Origin of the sequence: Streptomyces sp. NBC_00582 (genome assembly GCF_036345155.1) — a bacterium.
In the GTDB taxonomy this organism is placed as follows: Bacteria; Actinomycetota; Actinomycetes; order Streptomycetales; family Streptomycetaceae; genus Streptomyces.
The window spans coordinates 1,675,662-1,692,000 of record NZ_CP107772.1; the positions used below are offsets into that span (position 1 = coordinate 1,675,662).

Annotated in this window: 15 protein-coding genes; 6 read left to right on the forward strand and 9 right to left on the reverse strand. The window is 73.2% G+C overall.

What is annotated here, in order from left to right:
- The first annotated feature begins 12 nt into the window (after nucleotides 1-12).
- Nucleotides 13-993 carry an NAD-dependent epimerase/dehydratase family protein gene (locus OG852_RS06970; protein WP_330347370.1) on the forward strand — a complete coding sequence of 327 codons (981 nt, stop codon included), beginning with the start codon at nucleotides 13-15 and terminating at the stop codon, nucleotides 991-993.
- Nucleotides 994-1,019: 26 nt separating this feature from the next.
- On the forward strand, nucleotides 1,020-2,219 hold the full coding sequence (locus OG852_RS06975; RefSeq protein WP_133915653.1) for a glycosyltransferase family 4 protein: 1,200 nt from the start codon (nucleotides 1,020-1,022) through the stop codon (nucleotides 2,217-2,219).
- A 44-nt stretch (nucleotides 2,220-2,263) separates the two neighbouring features.
- On the opposite strand, the gene OG852_RS06980 is transcribed toward OG852_RS06975, so the two are convergent.
- From OG852_RS06980 to OG852_RS06990, 3 genes are all read right to left on the reverse strand, one after another.
- On the reverse strand, nucleotides 2,264-3,388 hold the full coding sequence (locus OG852_RS06980) for a glycosyltransferase (protein ID WP_133915654.1): 1,125 nt from the start codon (nucleotides 3,386-3,388) through the stop codon (nucleotides 2,264-2,266).
- Complete coding sequence (locus tag OG852_RS06985) at nucleotides 3,385-3,951, reverse strand: DapH/DapD/GlmU-related protein (protein ID WP_133915655.1); 567 nt, start codon at nucleotides 3,949-3,951, stop codon at nucleotides 3,385-3,387. The genes OG852_RS06980 and OG852_RS06985 overlap by 4 nt, the downstream gene beginning before the upstream one ends.
- 132 nt (nucleotides 3,952-4,083) lie before the next feature.
- Nucleotides 4,084-5,556, reverse strand: a complete 1,473-nt coding sequence (locus tag OG852_RS06990) for a sugar transferase (protein ID WP_330347371.1) — start codon at nucleotides 5,554-5,556, stop codon at nucleotides 4,084-4,086.
- A gap of 164 nt (nucleotides 5,557-5,720) precedes the next feature.
- Between OG852_RS06990 and OG852_RS06995 the strand changes: the two genes are divergently transcribed.
- Entirely contained in the window at nucleotides 5,721-5,936 is a 216-nt protein-coding gene (locus OG852_RS06995; RefSeq protein WP_133915656.1) for a dodecin, read from the forward strand.
- Between the two features lie 16 nt (nucleotides 5,937-5,952).
- Here OG852_RS06995 and OG852_RS07000 read toward each other — a convergent pair whose 3' ends face one another.
- Nucleotides 5,953-6,444 (reverse strand): phosphatase domain-containing protein, encoded by a 492-nt coding sequence (locus OG852_RS07000; RefSeq protein WP_330347372.1) that lies wholly within the window; start codon nucleotides 6,442-6,444, stop codon nucleotides 5,953-5,955.
- 81 nt (nucleotides 6,445-6,525) lie between these two features.
- On the opposite strand from OG852_RS07000, the gene OG852_RS07005 reads away from it, so the two are divergent.
- From OG852_RS07005 to OG852_RS07015, 3 genes are all read left to right on the forward strand, one after another.
- A complete protein-coding gene (locus OG852_RS07005) occupies nucleotides 6,526-8,190 on the forward strand; it encodes a LuxR C-terminal-related transcriptional regulator (RefSeq protein ID WP_330347373.1) in 1,665 nt (554 codons plus the stop codon).
- A 132-nt stretch (nucleotides 8,191-8,322) separates the two neighbouring features.
- Entirely contained in the window at nucleotides 8,323-9,708 is a 1,386-nt protein-coding gene (locus OG852_RS07010; RefSeq protein ID WP_330347374.1) for an FAD-binding oxidoreductase, read from the forward strand.
- 43 nt (nucleotides 9,709-9,751) lie between these two features.
- On the forward strand, nucleotides 9,752-10,750 hold the full coding sequence (locus OG852_RS07015) for an LLM class flavin-dependent oxidoreductase (protein ID WP_133915660.1): 999 nt from the start codon (nucleotides 9,752-9,754) through the stop codon (nucleotides 10,748-10,750).
- A gap of 4 nt (nucleotides 10,751-10,754) precedes the next feature.
- Here the strand turns inward: OG852_RS07015 and OG852_RS07020 are convergent, their stop codons facing one another.
- The 5 genes from OG852_RS07020 to OG852_RS07040 form a co-directional block, all read right to left on the reverse strand.
- Nucleotides 10,755-11,813: an NAD-dependent epimerase/dehydratase family protein gene (locus OG852_RS07020; RefSeq protein WP_133915661.1), complete on the reverse strand. Its 1,059-nt coding sequence runs from the start codon at nucleotides 11,811-11,813 to the stop codon at nucleotides 10,755-10,757.
- An 11-nt stretch (nucleotides 11,814-11,824) separates the two neighbouring features.
- A complete protein-coding gene (locus OG852_RS07025) occupies nucleotides 11,825-12,718 on the reverse strand; it encodes a lysophospholipid acyltransferase family protein (RefSeq protein WP_133915662.1) in 894 nt (297 codons plus the stop codon).
- The gene (locus tag OG852_RS07030) at nucleotides 12,718-13,494 is read right to left on the reverse strand and encodes a GNAT family N-acetyltransferase (protein WP_133915663.1); all 777 of its coding nucleotides are present in this window, start codon (nucleotides 13,492-13,494) and stop codon (nucleotides 12,718-12,720) included. The genes OG852_RS07025 and OG852_RS07030 overlap by 1 nt, the downstream gene beginning before the upstream one ends.
- A 154-nt stretch (nucleotides 13,495-13,648) precedes the next feature.
- Entirely contained in the window at nucleotides 13,649-14,395 is a 747-nt protein-coding gene (locus tag OG852_RS07035) for a succinate dehydrogenase/fumarate reductase iron-sulfur subunit (RefSeq protein ID WP_133915664.1), read from the reverse strand.
- Nucleotides 14,392-16,338, reverse strand: coding sequence for a fumarate reductase/succinate dehydrogenase flavoprotein subunit (locus OG852_RS07040; RefSeq protein WP_133915665.1), 1,947 nt, complete (start codon nucleotides 16,336-16,338; stop codon nucleotides 14,392-14,394). The genes OG852_RS07035 and OG852_RS07040 overlap by 4 nt, the downstream gene beginning before the upstream one ends.
- Nucleotide 16,339: the final 1 nt, after the last annotated feature.

The window sequence follows — 16,339 nt, forward strand, 5'->3', positions numbered from 1 at the left end:
GAGGAGTTGCGCATGAGCCAGCAGGTAGACGTCGTCGTCGCCGGGGGCGGGGGATTCATCGGCGGTCACCTGGTGGGCGACCTTCTCGCCCAGGGACTGACCGTCCGCTCCGTCGACGTCAAGCCGCGCGAGGACTGGTACCAGGTCCACCACGACGCCGAGAACGTGGTCGCCGACCTCTCGCTCCTGGAGAGCGCCCGGGCGGGCGTGCGGGGCGCGCGCCAGGTGTACATGCTGGCCGCCGACATGGGCGGCATGGGCTTCATCGAGAACAACAAGGCCGCCTGCATGATGTCGGTGCTCACCAGCACCCACATGCTCCAGGCGGCCCACGAGGCCGGTGTGGAGGGCTACTTCTACTCCTCCTCCGCCTGTGTGTACGCCGCCGGCAAGCAGACCGACCCCGATCTCACCGCCCTCAAGGAGGAGGACGCCTACCCGGCGCAGCCGGAGGACGGCTACGGCTGGGAGAAGCTCTTCTCCGAGCGCATGTGCCGGCACTACGCGGAGGACTACGGCTTCGCCACCCGCGTCGCCCGCTACCACAACGTGTACGGCCCGCACGGCACCTGGACCGGCGGGCGGGAGAAGGCGCCGGCCGCGGTGTGCCGGAAGGTGGCCGAGGCGGTCCTCAGCGGTGAGCACCGGATCGAGATCTGGGGCGACGGGCTGCAGAGCCGTTCCTTCATGTACATCGACGACTGTGTGCACGGCAGCCAGATGATCATGAACGGGGACAGCGGGATCCCGGTCAACCTCGGCTCCTCGGAGCTGGTCACCATCAACCAGCTCGTCGACCTCGTCGAGGAGATCGCCGGTGTCCGCTGCGAGCGCTCCTACCGCCTCGACGCCCCGCAGGGCGTGCGCGGCCGCAACTCCGACAACACCCTCATCAACGAGATCCACGGCTGGGAACCGTCGGTGACCCTGCTCGACGGTCTGGAGACCACCTACGCCTGGGTCTACGACCAGGTCAAGCGCTCCCAGCAGTGACACACGGGCGAGGAGACGGAGAACGCATGAGGATCCTCGTCCACGACTACAGCGGCCACCCCTTCCAGGCCCAGCTCAGCCGGGAACTGGCGCGCCGCGGTCACGACGTCGTCCACTCGACCTGCACGGCCTACGTCTCCGGCAAGGGCAACCTCGCCGGGGACACCCCCGGGCTGCGCTTCGTCACCATCGGGGACGGCACCGCCCTGCGGAAGGACGCCTACTTCCGCCGGCTGCGCCAGGAGACCCTGCTGGGCCTCGAACTGGCCCGCCAGGTACGGCGGGAGCGGCCCGACGTGGCCCTGCTGTCCAACATGCCGATCCCGGTGCTGGTGGTCGCGGCGGGCGTCCTGCGGCGGATGGGCGTCCCCTGGGTGCTGTGGCACCAGGACGTGACGGCCGTGGCGATGAAGAGCTTCGCCGCCGAGAAGGTCGCCCGGTCCATGGGCATCGCCGCGAAGGTCTTCGGCGCCGGAGAGAAGTGGTCGGCGCGCCGGGCCGCGGCCGTCGTGGTGATCGCCGAGTCGTTCGTGCGCGTGCACCGCGAGTGGGGCACGGCCGGGAAGGTCACCGTCATTCCCAACTGGGCGCCGCTGGACGAGATCGTGCCGGTGGACCGGGCCAACGCCTGGTCGGCCGAGCAGGGCCTGGACGGCGTACGGACGGTGCTGTACTCCGGCACGCTGGGCCTCAAGCACAACCCGGAGCTGCTGGTGCGGCTGGCCGAACGGCTGGGCGCGGGGGGCACCCCGGTGCGGCTGGTCGTCGTCAACGACGGCCCGGCCGTGCCCGTCCTGCGCGCGGCGGCGGCCGAGCGGGGCGTCGACCTGACGCTGCTGCCGTTCCAGCCCTACGAGCGGCTGCCCGAGGTGCTCGGCTCGGGCGACCTCCTCGTGGTGCTCCTCGGCGCGGACGCCGGGGAGTTCTCGGTGCCGTCGAAGACCCTGTCGTACCTGTGCGCCGGGCGCCCCGTGCTCGGCCTGATGCCGGCCGGGAACCTGGCGGCGCGGCTGCTGCGCCGGGCGGGGTCGGCGGTCTTCCCGCCGGAGGAGTCCTCGCTCGACGAGGCCGCCTCATGGGCGCGGGAGGTCCTGTCCGACCCGGCGCGTGCCGAGTCGCTGGGCAAGGAGAGCCGGGCCCTGGCCGAGCGGGAGTTCGCCCTGGAGGACTGCGCCTCCCGCTTCGAGGACATCCTCCGTACCGCGAGCCGCGCGCGGCGGCGCTGAGACGGCGGGCGGTTCGGCCGCACGGGGCGGCCGAACCGCTCGCGTCACCTGTCCCGGTACAGCTTCTCCAGCCGGTCCACGACCGCGCGGATGGAGAAGACCTCGTCGATCGCCCGTCGGCCGGCCTCGGCGAGGCGCTCGCGCAGCTCCGCATCTGCGAGCAGCCGGCCCACGGCGTCGGCCAGTGCCCCGGGGCTGCCGTCGGTGACCAACGCCGCCTGCCTGGCGGACAGTTCGGCCGCGATACCGCTGCTGTCGGTGCACACGACCGGCGTTCCCTCCGCGAGGGCCTCCAGAACCGTCATCGGGAACGGCTCCTGCACGCTCGGCAGGACGTACACCGCGGCCCTGCGGTAGGCCTCCAGGGCCGCCGCGTGGTCCAGCGCACCGCCGTAGGAGACGACGTCGCCGATCCCGCGGTCCCCGATCAGCCGGCGCACCCCGGGCAGTGACCCCTCGTCGGCGCCGTAGAGCGTGAAGCGGGCCTCGGCGTACTCCTTGTGGACCAGGGCGGCCATCTCGACGAACGCCTCGGGGCGTTTGCGCGGGTGCAGTCTGGCGAGGAAAACCACCTCGTGGCCGGTGCGCGCCCCGGCGGCGTCCCGGCCGGCGTCGGACACGCGCAGCCCGTTGGGCAGGTCGATCAGCGGCGGGCCGTCCGGGCCGAGGACGGCGGTCAGTTCGCGGCGCTCCCGTTCGGTGAGCACGAGACAGGCGCGGGCCCCGCGCAGCAGGGGCACGAACAGCCGGTCGAAGAGCCGCGCCACCGTGGCGGTGCGGGGTTCGACCATGCCGTGGGTCTGGGTGACGTAGTCCTTGCCGCGCAGCCGGGCCACGGCGAGTGCGGCGAGGGAGACGAGGTCGCGGCCCGCGTGCAGATGCACGGCGTCGGCGCGGCCGGTCTCGCGCCACAGGTCAGCCAGGAGCATCGGGTGCATGAGTCCGAGGCAGCCCCGGCCCGGCACGAGCCGCCGGGCCGGACGGGAGACGAACGGGACCGCGCCGACCCGCCGCGGGGCCGGCGCCGCGTCCCTGCCCCGCCACAGCGACACCAGCCGGACGTCGTGGCCGCGGGCGGCGAGCTCCTCGAGCTGGGCGGCCGCCACGCTCGTAGGACCGCCGAAGGCCCCGTCGTCGCTGACGAGGGTGACCACGTGGACGACTCTCATGCCCGGCCCCCCGCGGTCAGGACCGCGTCCTGCGGCACGTCCTGGTGGGCGACGGCGCCCGCGCCCACCACGGCGCCGCGGCCGACGGTGACCCCGCGCAGCACGACCGCGCGGGCCGCGACCCAGCTGCCCGGCTCCAGCCGGATGGGGCCGTTGTCGAACTCGAAGGTGGCGCTGCGACGGCGGTGGCTGCCGGTGCACAGCAGGGCGCTCTGGGAGACGCAGGAGTCGTGGCCGATGGTGACCGGTTCGAGGTTGAGGATCCAGGCGTCCTCGCCGATCCAGACGTCGTCGCCGACGTCCAGTTTCCATGGCCAGTGGACGCGTACCCCGCGCCGGATCAGCACCCGCCGGCCGACGCGGGCGCCGAAGGCGCGCAGCAGCGGGGGGCGCCAGCGGGCGGGGAACCACCACTGGGTGAACAGCAGATGCTGGGCGGCGTACCAGGCGGCCTGGACCGCCGCGGGGCGTCCCTTGTCGTATCCGGCGCCGGTGAAGCCGTGCAGTCGGCGGGCCACGACGGGCCGGTGCGCCGGGTCTGCGACGGAAGTGGTCTGTACCATGACGCGATCCTTCACGGCGGCGGAGTCGAAGCAGCCGCGCGGGCCGCGTGTTGGCGGCAGACCTGCCCGGATGGCGGACGTGGCCGCACCCGGTCCGACCCGGGGCGGCCACGTCCGTCCTCTCGTGCGCGGCTAGTACGCGCCCTGGCCGTTCAGCACCGCGCGGACGGTGCGGGCCATGACGTTGACGTCGCCGGACAGCGACCAGTTGTCGACGTAGCGCAGATCGAGCGCGACGGTCTCGCGCCAGGACAGGTCCGAGCGTCCGCTGACCTGCCACAGGCCGGTCAGGCCCGGCCGGACGTTGAGCCGGCGCATCTCGACGCCGTTGTACTTGACGACCTCGTCGGGCAGCGGCGGGCGGGGGCCCACCAGGGACATGTGGCCGAAGAGGATGTTGAAGAGCTGGGGCAGCTCGTCCAGGGAGTAACGGCGCAGGACCCGTCCGACCGGGGTGACCCGGGGGTCGCGGCGCATCTTGAACATGTGCCCGTCGTTCTCGTTCTGCTTCTCGAGCCCGCCCTTGAGCCGGTCCGCGTCGACCACCATGGTGCGGAACTTCCACATGGCGAAGCGCATCCCGTGCCGCCCGACCCGGGTCTGGCGGTAGAGGACCGGGCCCGGTGAGCCGAGCCGGACGGCCAGCGCCAGCAGGAGCAGCAGCGGCGAGAGCAGCAGGATCAGCAGCAGGGCGCCCGTCCGGTCCACCGCCGTCTTGGCGGCGGCGTGCGCACCGCGCTGCAGCGGCGGCGCGATGTGCAGCAGGGTGAGACCGGCCGCCGAGGTCAGCCGCACCCGGCGGCGGGCCACGTCGGTGATGCCGGGCAGGACCATGAGCGAGCGGCCCCGGTCGTACAGCGCCCAGGACAGCCGGCGCATCCGCTCGCCGTTCAGGTGCGGGCCGGGTGCCACGAAGACCAGGTCGGCGCCGAGTTCGTCGGCCGCGCCGAGGACGACGGCGGCGTCCGAGTCGGGGGCGTCGGGTGCCTCGCGGGACAGCCGCGCGCAGACGGGGACGCCCGAGGTCACCTCGTCCTCGCCCACCGGGCAGGCGCCGACGATGACGTACTCGTGGTCGGTGCGCTGGGCGAGCTGTCCGACCACGGAGTCGAGGGCCGAGGCCTCGCCGACGACCAGGACGTGCCGTAGCGCGCGGGCGTTGCGGCGGGCGGCCAGCAGATGACGGTGGATCAGTTTCTGGCAGACGCCGGTGCACACCAGGGCGGGGATGAGCGCCGTGAACGCCTCGGCGGGCACGCTGTCCAGGCCGCAGACCACCCGGAGGGTGGCGAGGGCGCCGACCAGGACCAGCCAGTCCCGGGCGATGGCGCGCAACCCGCCGCCGTCGCCCCAGGCCAGGGGCGTGTAACGCTTGCTCACCACCCCGATGAGCGGCCACAGCAGGGCCGCGGCGGCCGCCAGCCGCAGGGGGTGGGGCTCATGGACCTCCACGATCGTCGCGGCGACCGGCAGGGCCGCGGCGCCGAGGTCGACACAGACGGAGAAGGGGCCGTACCAGGGGGCCCGTGTCTCCACACGCTGAACGGGCTGGCGCGTCACGGCAATCGGCGCCTGCCGGGACATCGCGATTCTGAACCGGCGCATGGTTTCCTTCGAACCCCCACTCGCAGATCACATTCCTCACATGATCCTTATATCACCGCAAGGGTAAGAAAATAGGCTTTTATCGTCCGGTTTCGAGTGGTGTGGCATGGCGGTGCGTCGCGGGTTGGGGCACGGTGGAGTGACACGGCCGGAAGGAGCACCCGATGTCGAACCACACCTACCGGGTCACGGAGATCGTCGGCACCTCGCCGGACGGCGTCGACCAGGCCATCCGCAACGGCATCGGCCGCGCCTCGCAGACATTGCACAACCTGGACTGGTTCGAGGTCACCCAGGTGCGCGGGCAACTGGAGAACGGCGAGATCGCGCACTGGCAGGTGGGCCTGAAGGTGGGCTTCCGCCTGGACGAGTCGGCCTGACGGACCCGATCGGCGATCAGGTACGCCCCTCCCCCTCCTGCGCCTCGCGCAGGTCCGCCGACGGAGCGCTCCAGCGAGCGAGTACGACCCGGAATCCCACCCGTTCGGCGTCCTCGCACACGAGCGCGTCGTCGTCCACCAGCATCCGCACCTCGCGGGACCGGGCGAGCCGGCGCAGGATCTCCAGCTTGGTGCGGCGGGCGGGCCTGCGGTCGTCGTTGCGCCGCATGTACACACGCCCCTCGGGCAGCCCCTGGGCGTCGAGCCACTCCTCGGTGTCCCGCCGGCAGCGCTCCGGCCGGCCGGTCAGATAGACGACCTCGCACTCCTCGGCCTGCTCGCGCGCCAGGGCGATCCCCTGCGGGATCGGCGGGTCCGCGGGCGCGGCGGCGAAGAACGCGTCCCAGTCACGCGGCCGGCGCTCCAGGAAGCGCTGGCGGTGGGCCGTGTCGGCGAGGGTGTTGTCCAGATCGAACACGGCGATGGGCCGCCCGCTGCTGTCGCTCACGGACCCACCCTAGCCACTGGGCACACCGCCTATCCTGGGCGGGGACGGTCCTGCTCGTGATGGGCGAGAGGGGTGCCGTTAGTGACTGGGCGGACGGCCGGGCGTACGGGTACGGACACGCTGGGGCAGGCGCGGGGCGCCGTGGCCCGGGAGGCGTGGGCCGAGGCCCACCGTCTGCTGCGCGCCCTGGACACGACCCGGCTCACCCCCGACGACCACGCCGGCTTCGCCGACGCCGCCTGGTGGACGAGCCGGGTCGACGAGTCGATCGAACAACGCACCCTCGCCTACTCCGGATACGCGGCCTCGGGCGCGGACCGGCGCGCCGGGCTGATGGCCTGGCTCCTCTTCTACGAGCACCAGCTCGCCGGACGCCCCTCGGTGGCCGCCGGCTGGCTGCGCCGGGCCCGGCGCCACCTCGGCGGCGAACCCGAGTGCGTCGAGCAGTGCTACCTGGTCTGGGTCGACACCGAGGCGGCGCAGGCGCGCGGCGCGTTCGACGAGGCGATGGCCTCGGCGCTGCGGATGGCCGCGATCGCCCGCCGCTGCGGCAGCCCGGACCTGTACACGATGAGCGTGCAGGCGCGGGCGTCCGTGCTGGTGGCGCGGGGCCGGATCGCGGAGGGGCTCGACGTCCTCGACGAGGCGATGTGCTCGGCGGCGGCGGGCGAGCTGAGCGCCTTCTTCACCGGCTGGGTCTACTGTCTGGGCCTGCAGCAGTGCATGGCCTGCGTCGACCTGCACCGCGCCGCCGAGTGGACCGACGCCGCGATGCGCTGGTGCGCGTCGATGCCCGCGGAGAACAACTTCCGCGGGCTGTGCCGGCTCCACCGGGTCCAGGTGCTGGAGCTGCGGGGCCACTGGTCGCGGGCGCTCGACGAGGCCGTACGCACCTGCGAGGAGCTGCTGCCCTACGAGCGGCGGTCGGCGGCGGAGGTCTTCTATCTGCTCGGGGAGATCCTGCGGCGGCGCGGCGAGACGCAGGCGGCCGAGGAGGCGTACGGCCGGGCGCACGAGCTGGGGCGGGATCCGCAGCCCGGTCTGGCGCTGCTGCGGCTCGCCCGGGGCCGCGCGCAGGCCTCGGCGGCGGCCCTCACCCACCTGCCCGTGCCGCGGGACCGGCTGGAGCGCTGCCGGCTGCTCGCCGCCCGGGTGGAGGTGTTCCTCGCGCTCGGCCAGGCGGACGAGGCCGGCGCGGCGGCCGACGAGCTGCGTGAGCTGGCCGACGGGTGGCGGCGGCTGTGCGGCGCGGCGGTGACCCTGCCGCACGCGGCGGCCGCCTCGGCGGAGGGCGCGGTGGCGTACGCCCGGGGGGACCCCGGCCGGGCGCGGGAGCGGCTGCACCGGGCCCTGGCGCTCTGGCTGGAGCTCGGGGTGCCGTACGACGCGGCCCAGACACGGATGACGCTGGCCGCCGCCGGGCGGGCCGCCGGGGACGAGGAGAGCGCCCGGCTGGAGCTGCGGGCGGCCCACGGCGTCTTCGTGGAGCTGGGCGCCGTACCGGACGCGCGGCGGGCGGCGGCGCTGCTGGACGCGGTGCGCGACAGACCGCCGGGCGGCCTCACCGCGCGGGAGGTCCAGGTGCTGCGGCTGGTGGCGGCGGGCCGCACCAACCGGGCCGTCGCCGAGGAACTGGTGATCAGCGAGCACACCGTGGCCCGGCACCTGAACAACATCTTCGCCAAGCTCGACGTGTCCTCGCGGGCGGCGGCGACCGCGTACGCGTACACGCACGGGCTGGTGTGAGGCACCCGGCATGGGCCGTTCCGCCCATGCCCGGCCGGCGGCGGATGGGTGGTTCCGGCGATGAGGACGGCCCGCCCCGCGGCTAGACCGGAGGGGTACGCGTCCCATGCCTCAGGAGAGCGGGTGGCGGCCATGACCACCTCCACATCCCCACTGGACCGGCGGCTGCTGGAGCGGCTGGCCGGGGCCGTGCGCGGCGAGCTCGTCGCACCGGGGGACCCGGACTACGACGAGGCCCGCAGGGTCTACAACGCGATGCACGACAAACGGCCCGCGCTCGTCGTCCGGGCCGTCGACGCGGGCGACGTGACGGCCACCGTGGACTTCGCCCGTGACGAGGGGCTGGCGCTCGCGGTGCGCGGCGGCGGCCACGGCGTCCCCGGCCACGGCACCTGCGACGGCGGGGTCGTCCTCGATCTCGGGCGGATGCGCGGGATCCGCGTCGACCCCGACGCGCGGCGGGCGCGGGTCGGGGGCGGCTGCACCTGGGCGGACGTCGACCGCGCCACGCACCCCTTCGGCCTCGCCACCACCGGCGGGATCGTCTCCACCACCGGCGTGGGCGGTCTGACGACCGGCGGAGGCATGGGACACCTCTCCCGGCGCTGCGGGCTGGCCTGCGACAACCTGGTCGCGGTCGATCTGGTGACGGCCGACGGGGCCCTCCTGACCTGCACCGACGAACGCGACGCCGACCTGATGTGGGCCGTGCGCGGGGGCGGCGGCAACTTCGGGGTCGTCACCTCCTTCTCGTACCGGCTGCATCCGGTCGCCCACGTCCTCGGCGGACCGACGTTCTACCCGCTCGACGCGGACGTCCTGCGCCGCTACCGGGAGCTGATCGCCGAGTCCGACGAGCGCCTCGGCGCGCTGCTCGTCGTGGGGCTCGGACCGCCGGTGCCGTTCCTGCCCGAGCGCTGGCACGGGCGGCCGGTGTGCGGGGTGGTCACGTGCTGGAGCGGACCCGAGGACGAGGACGACCGGGTCCGTGACCGGATCGCCTCGCTGGGACCGGTGCTGGGCCGGCATCTGGAGCGGATGCCCTACCCGGTGATCAACACCCTCTTCGACGAACTGGTCCCCGCCGGACTCTTCCACTACTGGAAGGGCGCCTTCGCCCAGGGGCTGCCCGACGGTGTGCTCGACGCGTTCGTCGAGTACGGCGCGACGACCCCGTCCATCCCGAGCGTGACCGTCGTCTTCCCCGTCGACGGCGCCTGCCATCGCGTGGGCCGTCGGGACACCGCGTTCTCCTACCGGGACGCCGACTTCTCGATCGCGCTCAGCCCCACCATGACCACCCGGGAGGACTGCGAGGCGCAGAAGGACTGGGTACGCGGCTTCCACGGGGCGATCGCGCCGCACGCCATGGAGGGCGGATACGTCAATTTCATGGACGGCGACGACCAGGACCGCGTCCGGGCCAACTACCGCGACAACCACACCCGGCTCACGCGGCTGAAGCGGCGCCACGACCCCGGGAACCTGTTCCGGCTGAACCACAACATCGTGCCCTGAGCGCTCCCGGGAATCCCGCGGGCCGTGCGGTGTTGTACGGGACATGAGCTCCGTGATCGCCTCGGCCCGCTTCTCCGTCCTCGACCGCTCCCGCGTCCGCGAGGGCCATACGGCGGCGCAGGCGCTGCGGGACACGGTGGCGCTGGCGCGGGAGGCCGAGCGGCTCGGCTTCCACCGGTTCTGGGTCTCGGAGCACCACGGTGTCCCCGGCGTCGCGGGCTCCGCGCCCACCGTCCTCGCGTCCGCCGTGGCCGGGGCGACCCGTACGATCCGGGTCGGCACCGGCGGGGTGATGCTGCCCAACCACCGGCCGCTGGTGGTGGCCGAGCAGTTCGGTGTCCTGGAGTCCCTCTTCCCGGGCCGGATCGACATGGGTCTCGGCCGGTCGGTGGGCTTCACCGACGGGGTGCGCCGGGCGCTCGGCCGCGACAGGGACGACGCCGACGACTTCGCGGCCCAACTGCGGGAGCTGCTCGACTGGTTCCGGGGCGCCTCCCCCGCCGGGGTGCACGCCTACCCCGCCGAGGGGCTGACGGTGCCGCCGTTCGTGCTGGCCCTGGGCGAGGGCGCGGCGATCGCGGCCCGCGCCGGCCTGCCGATGGTGATCGGCGACCTCGGGAACCGCGAGAGGATGCGGCGCGGGATCGACACCTATCGTGCGCTGTTCCGCCCCTCTTCCTGGGCGCCCGAGCCGTACGTCGTCGTCTCCGGCACCGTCGCCGTGGCCGCCACCCCCGAGGAGGCCCGGCGGCTGCTGCTCCCGGAGGCCTGGTCGATGGCGTACTCCCGCACCCACGGCACCTTCCCGCCGCTCCCGCCCGCCGAGCGGGTCGAGGCGCGCGCGATGACCGCGAAGGAGCGCGGCTTCTACGAGTCCGGCCTGACCGGCCACATCGCCGGCACCGAGGACCAGGTGGCCCACGAGCTGGAGACCCTGCTGAAGGAGACCGGCGCGCAGGAGGTCCTCGTCACGACCAGCACGTACGACCGCGCGGCGCTGCTGGACTCCCACCGGCGGCTGGCCGGGATCGTGCACCGGTAGGGGATCAGCGGCGTCGCTGTTCGCTCCAGGAGCGGTGGTGGTCCACGAGGGTCTCCTCGATCGGGCGGTAGGTGAGGCCCAGTTCGGTGGTGCTGCGGTGGTTGTCGACGCGGAAGCGGATGCCGAGGTGCTTGCGGATGTAGTCCTGGGAGAGACCGAAGGCGGGGCCCAGGATGCGGACCGGCCAGTGCGGGAGGGCTGTGCGGGGCAGGCGCAGGTCGCGCGGGTGGTGCTTGAGCAGGATCCTCGCCATCTGGTGGAACGAGGTCATCTCCTCGGCGGCGAGGATGTACCGGCCGTGGGCGTCGGGGTGTTCGGCGGCGGCTATGTGGGCGGCGGCCACGTCACGGACGTCGACCGTGGTGAAGCTGAAGTCGGGGGCGCCGTAGAAGAAGTAGCCCTTGAAGAGTTCGTCGAGGAGGAACAGGCTGCCCGAGTCGGAGGCGGGTGTGAGGGAGGGGCCGAGGATCAGACCGGGGTTGAGGGCGACCATGCGCCAGCGGCTCTGCGCGGCCTCGGCGTCCCGGGCGGCCTGCTCGGCGACCGTCTTGGCATAGTGGTACGGGTTGTTCTCCACGGTGCTGGTGGTGTTGACGTACTTCTCCGACAGGATGCGGCCGTCCATGCGGTCGACGTCCGCGTAGTCGCCGAAGATCGCGCCCACGGTGGAGGTGAACACCAGGCGCTCCACGGTCTGCGCGCGGTCGACGGCGGCCACGACGTTGCGGGTGCCGCGCAGGGCGGGGTCGACGACGTCCCGCTGTCCGTCCTTGATCTTCTCCGGCATCAGGAACGGCGAGGCCACGTGGAAGACGACCGCGCAGCCCCGGGCCGGTTCGTCGAAGGAGCCGTCCTGGAGCAGGTCCGCCTCGAAGAGGTCGAGCCGGCCGGGGTGGGCGTCCTGGAGGGCGCGCAGCGGAGCGAGCTTGGCCGTGTTCGCCGTACTGCGGACCGTCGTACGCACCCGGTAGCCGCGCTCCAGGAGTCGGCGCACCAGGTGCGCCGCGACGAAGCCGCTGCCTCCGGTGACCAGGACCGTTCTGCCGGCCGGGCTGGTGCTCACACGCGCTCCCCTCAGGTGGTCGGAACGCGCGCCATGATCCCATCCCGCACGCCCGACGGCCCCCCGCTTGCGGGGAATTCACCGGACGCGCGACGGTGCTCGGGGAACTCGGGGCGGTGCTCGTGGGGGCCGGCCAGGACCCGGGCCCCTGCCGCCGCCGCGAGCGCCTTGCGGTCGGCGGAGCCGTCCGGTGCGAGCAGCGGGAGCACCTCGACCTCCGCGACCAGCCCGCGGGCCGAGGCCACCCGCCACAGCGAGGCGAGCAGCGAGTCGTCGCCGACGTAGGCGGGGGCGGTGCTGGCCGCCCCGGCGGCGTCCCGGTAGCGGATCCGCACCGGCTGGACCGGGGCCCCCGCGTCCAGCGCGGCCTGGAACACCGCGCGCCGGAAGCGCCCCTGGGCCCGGCCGCACCAGGTGCTGCCCTCCGGGAACACCGCGACGGCCTGCCCGGCCCGCAGCACCCCGGCGACGGCGGCGACCGTGCCGGGCAGGGCGCGCAGCCGGTCCCGGTCGATGAACAGACAGCCGTTCGCGGCCATCGCGCCCGCGACCGGCCAGGCGCGGATCTCCTTCTTGGCGATCATCCGGGCCGGGCGGATCCCGGCCAGCAGCGGGATGTCCAGCCAGGAGATGTGGTTGGCGACCAGAAGCAGCCCTCCGGTGGCCGGCGCGGGCCCGCCGGTCACCCGGATCCGCACCCCGGCGGCCCGGACCACGGTCCGGCTCCACCGCCGTGTCGCGCCCGCCGGGATGTACCGCGCGAGCGGGGACAGCGCGACCCCGGCCAGCACCAGGACGACCACCGCGACGAGCCGCGGCACGGCCCGCGGTACGGCCGTCCAGGACGCCGTCCCCTCCACGCACGCCCGCGGGGTGCAGGGCGCGCCGGGCAGCCAGACGCTCATCAGGCGCTCGGCACGAGGGAGAGGAAGTGCCGCAGGTAGCGTGCGTTGACCCGGCGCATCGACAGCAGCACGAACAGGTCGGCGACGCCGAAGTCCGGGTCGTGCGCCGGCTCGCCGCACACGAAGGCGCCGAGGCGGACGTAACCGCGCAGCAGGGCGGGCAGTTCGGTGCGGGCGGCCGGGGCCGCGGCCTCCTTCGGGACCCAGGGCAGCAGGGGACGCACCCGGAACTCCTCGGGCGCCAGGTGCTTGTCGCGGACCCGGTCCCAGGTGGCGGCCGCGAGGGCGCCGCCGTCGGCGAGCGGGACCGAGCAGCAGCCGGCCAGCCACTCGTGGCCGCGGTCCACCATGTAGCGGGCGATGCCGGCCCAGATCAGGCCGATGACGGTGCCGTCGCGGTGGTCGGGGTGGACGCAGGAGCGGCCGACCTCGACCAGGCCCGGCCGGATCGCGTCGAGCCGGCTCAGGTCGAACTCGCCGTCCGAGTAGAGTCGTCCGGCGACCGAGGCGCGCTCCGGGGGCAGCAGCCGGTAGGTACCGACGACCTGGCCGGTCTCGGTGTCGCGCACCAGCAGGTGGTCGCAGCAGGCGTCGAACGGGTCGACGTCGAGGCCCGGCTGCGGGGAGGACAGCAGGGCGCCCATCTCACCGGCGAAGACCTCGTGCCGCAACCGCTGGGCGGCCCGTACGTCGGCCTCGTCGCGGGCCAGGGTGACGGTGTAGCGAACGGGTGCCGTGGACTGCTGGGGACGGTCGAGGGTGGAAACGCCGGTCATGGCTCACTCCTGGGCACGGGCCACATCGGGGACGGTGGCGCTCCCCCTGTTTCTCCCGACCCTGGTTGGCGTGTACGTGACCGGTGCCGGGAGTACGGATGTGGGAATGCTGAATGCCAGGCTTTCGGCCGATGCCGACGGTTTCCCTACGGCGTCAGCGCCTCACCTTCCGAGCCGCGCGCAGCCACTCCTTGTTCATGGCGGTGATGGAGAACAGCGGAATGCCCTTCGGGCAGGCGGTGGCGCACTCCCCGGCGAGCGTGCAGCCGCCGAACCCCTCCTCGTCCATCTGGGCCACCATGTCCAGGACGCGGGTCTCGCGCTCGGGCGCCCCCTGCGGCAGCACGTTCAGATGGTTGATCTTGGCGGAGGTGAACAGCATGGCGGCCCCGTTGGGACACGCGGCCACGCACGCTCCGCAGCCGATGCACTCCGCGTGCTCGAACGCGAGGTCGGCGTCCGGCTTCGGCACCGGCGTGGCGTGCGCCTCCGGCGCGGCCCCGGTCGGCGCGGTGATGTAGCCGCCGGCCTGGATGATCCGGTCGAAGGCGCTGCGGTCGACCACCAGATCCTTGATCACGGGAAACGCCGAGGCCCGCCACGGTTCGACGTCGATCGTGTCGCCGTCCGAGAAGGACCGCATGTGGAGCTGACAGGTGGTGGTGCGCTCGGGCCCGTGCGCGTCCCCGTTGATCACGAGGGAACACGCGCCGCAGATGCCCTCGCGGCAGTCGTGGTCGAACGCGACCGGGTCCTCGCCCTTGAGGATGAGTTCCTCGTTGAGCGTGTCGAGCATCTCCAGGAACGACATGTCGGGCGAGACGCCGTCGACCTCGTACGTGGACATGGCGCCGTCGGCCTCGGCGGTGCGCTGCCGCCAGACGCGCAGGGTGAGCCTCATGCGTAGCTCCGCTGGGTGGGGTGGACGTACTCGAAGACCAGGTCTTCCTTGTGCAGGGTGGGGGCCTCGCCGGTGCCGGTGAACTCCCAGGCGGCCGCGTAGGCGAACTCCTCGTCGCGGCGGGCCGCCTCGCCGTCCGGGGTCTGCGACTCCTCGCGGAAGTGGCCGCCGCAGGACTCGGCGCGGTGCAGCGCGTCGAGGCACATGAGCTCGGCGAGCTCGAGGTAGTCGACGATCCGGTTGGCCTTCTCCAGGGACTGGTTGAACTCCTCGCCGGTGCCGGGGACCTTGACGCGGCGCCAGAACTCCTCGCGGATCTGCGGGATGCGCTCCAGGGCCTTGCGCAGCCCCGCGTCCGTGCGGGCCATGCCGCAGAACTCCCACATCAGCTCGCCCACCTCGCGGTGGAAGGAGTCGGGGGTGCGGTCGCCGTCCACGGACAGCAGCAGGTTCAGCCGGTCCTGGGTCTCGGCCAGCACCTCCTGCACGGCCGGATGCCCCTCGCTGACCTCGGCCTGCTTCGGGTGGCGGGCGAGGTAGTCGCTGAGGGTGGCGGGAAGGACGAAGTAGCCGTCGGCCAGGCCCTGCATCAGGGCGCTCGCCCCGAGCCGGTTGGCGCCGTGGTCGGAGAAGTTGGCCTCGCCGATCGCGAACAGGCCGGGGATCGTGGTCTGCAGGTCGTAGTCGACCCACAGGCCGCCCATCGTGTAGTGCACGGCGGGGTAGATCCGCATCGGCACCTCGTACGGATCCTCGTCGGTGATCCGCTGGTACATGTCGAAGAGGTTGCCGTACCTGGCCTCGACGGCCGCCCGGCCCATCCGCCGGATGGCATCCGCGAAGTCGAGGTAGACGCCCTGTCCGCCGGGTCCGACCCCGCGCCCCTCGTCGCAGACGTTCTTCGCGGCACGGGAGGCGATGTCGCGCGGGACCAGGTTGCCGAAGGACGGGTAGAGGCGCTCCAGGTAGTAGTCGCGCTCGGCCTCGGGGATCCGGTTCGCCGGGCGGGTGTCGCCCTTGGCCCTGGGCACCCAGATCCGGCCGTCGTTGCGCAGCGACTCGCTCATCAGCGTCAGCTTGGACTGGTGGTCGCCGGTGCGCGGGATGCAGGTGGGGTGGATCTGGGTGAAGCAGGGGTTGGCGAAGTGGGCGCCGCGCCGGTGCGCCCGCCAGATCGCGGTGGCGTTGGAGTTCATGGCGTTCGTCGACAGGTAGAAGACGTTGCCGTAGCCGCCGCTGGCGAGGACGACGGCGTCGGCGAAGTAGGTCTCGATCCTGCCGGTGACCAGGTCCCGCGCGACGATCCCGCGCGCCCGGCCGTCGATCACGATCAGGTCCAGCATCTCGGTGCGCGGGTGCATCTCGACGTTCCCGGCGGCGATCTGCCGGCTCAGGGCCTGGTAGGCGCCGAGGAGCAGTTGCTGGCCCGTCTGGCCGCGGGCGTAGAAGGTGCGGGAGACCTGGACGCCGCCGAAGGAGCGGGTGTCGAGCAGTCCGCCGTACTCCCGGGCGAAGGGCACCCCCTGCGCCACGCACTGGTCGATGATCTCGACGGAGATCTGCGCGAGGCGGTGGACGTTGGACTCGCGTGCCCGGAAGTCGCCGCCCTTGACGGTGTCGTAGAACAGCCGGTGGACCGAGTCTCCGTCGTTGCGGTAGTTCTTCGCCGCGTTGATGCCGCCCTGCGCGGCGATCGAGTGGGCGCGGCGTGGGGAGTCCTGGTAGCAGAACTGGACGACGTGGTAGCCCTGTTCGGCGAGGGTGGCGCCCGCCGAGCCGCCGGCCAGACCGGTGCCGACGACGATCACCGTGTGCTTGCGCCGGTTGGCGGGGTTGACCAGTCGGGCCTCGAAGCGGCGCCTGTCCCAGCGCTCGGCGACGGGGCCCGCGGGGGCCTTGGTGTCGACGAGGGGTTCACCGGTCGTGTAGTCGGTGTAGGTCATG

Excerpts from the sequence above, each read along its gene's own strand:
- OG852_RS06970 (WP_330347370.1), top strand. The coding sequence starts at position 13 with ATGAGCCAGCAGGTAGACGTCGTCGTCGCCGGGGGCGGGGGATTCATC.
- OG852_RS06995 (WP_133915656.1), top strand. The coding sequence starts at position 5,721 with ATGTCGAACCACACCTACCGGGTCACGGAGATCGTCGGCACCTCGCCG.
- OG852_RS07030 (WP_133915663.1), bottom strand. The coding sequence starts at position 13,494 with ATGACCGGCGTTTCCACCCTCGACCGTCCCCAGCAGTCCACGGCACCC.
- OG852_RS06990 (WP_330347371.1), bottom strand. The coding sequence starts at position 5,556 with ATGCGCCGGTTCAGAATCGCGATGTCCCGGCAGGCGCCGATTGCCGTG.
- OG852_RS07035 (WP_133915664.1), bottom strand. The coding sequence starts at position 14,395 with ATGAGGCTCACCCTGCGCGTCTGGCGGCAGCGCACCGCCGAGGCCGAC.
- OG852_RS06980 (WP_133915654.1), bottom strand. The coding sequence starts at position 3,388 with ATGAGAGTCGTCCACGTGGTCACCCTCGTCAGCGACGACGGGGCCTTC.
- OG852_RS07040 (WP_133915665.1), bottom strand. The coding sequence starts at position 16,338 with ATGACCTACACCGACTACACGACCGGTGAACCCCTCGTCGACACCAAG.
- OG852_RS07025 (WP_133915662.1), bottom strand. The coding sequence starts at position 12,718 with ATGAGCGTCTGGCTGCCCGGCGCGCCCTGCACCCCGCGGGCGTGCGTG.
- OG852_RS07015 (WP_133915660.1), top strand. The coding sequence starts at position 9,752 with ATGAGCTCCGTGATCGCCTCGGCCCGCTTCTCCGTCCTCGACCGCTCC.
- OG852_RS06985 (WP_133915655.1), bottom strand. The coding sequence starts at position 3,951 with ATGGTACAGACCACTTCCGTCGCAGACCCGGCGCACCGGCCCGTCGTG.
- OG852_RS06975 (WP_133915653.1), top strand. The coding sequence starts at position 1,020 with ATGAGGATCCTCGTCCACGACTACAGCGGCCACCCCTTCCAGGCCCAG.
- OG852_RS07010 (WP_330347374.1), top strand. The coding sequence starts at position 8,323 with ATGACCACCTCCACATCCCCACTGGACCGGCGGCTGCTGGAGCGGCTG.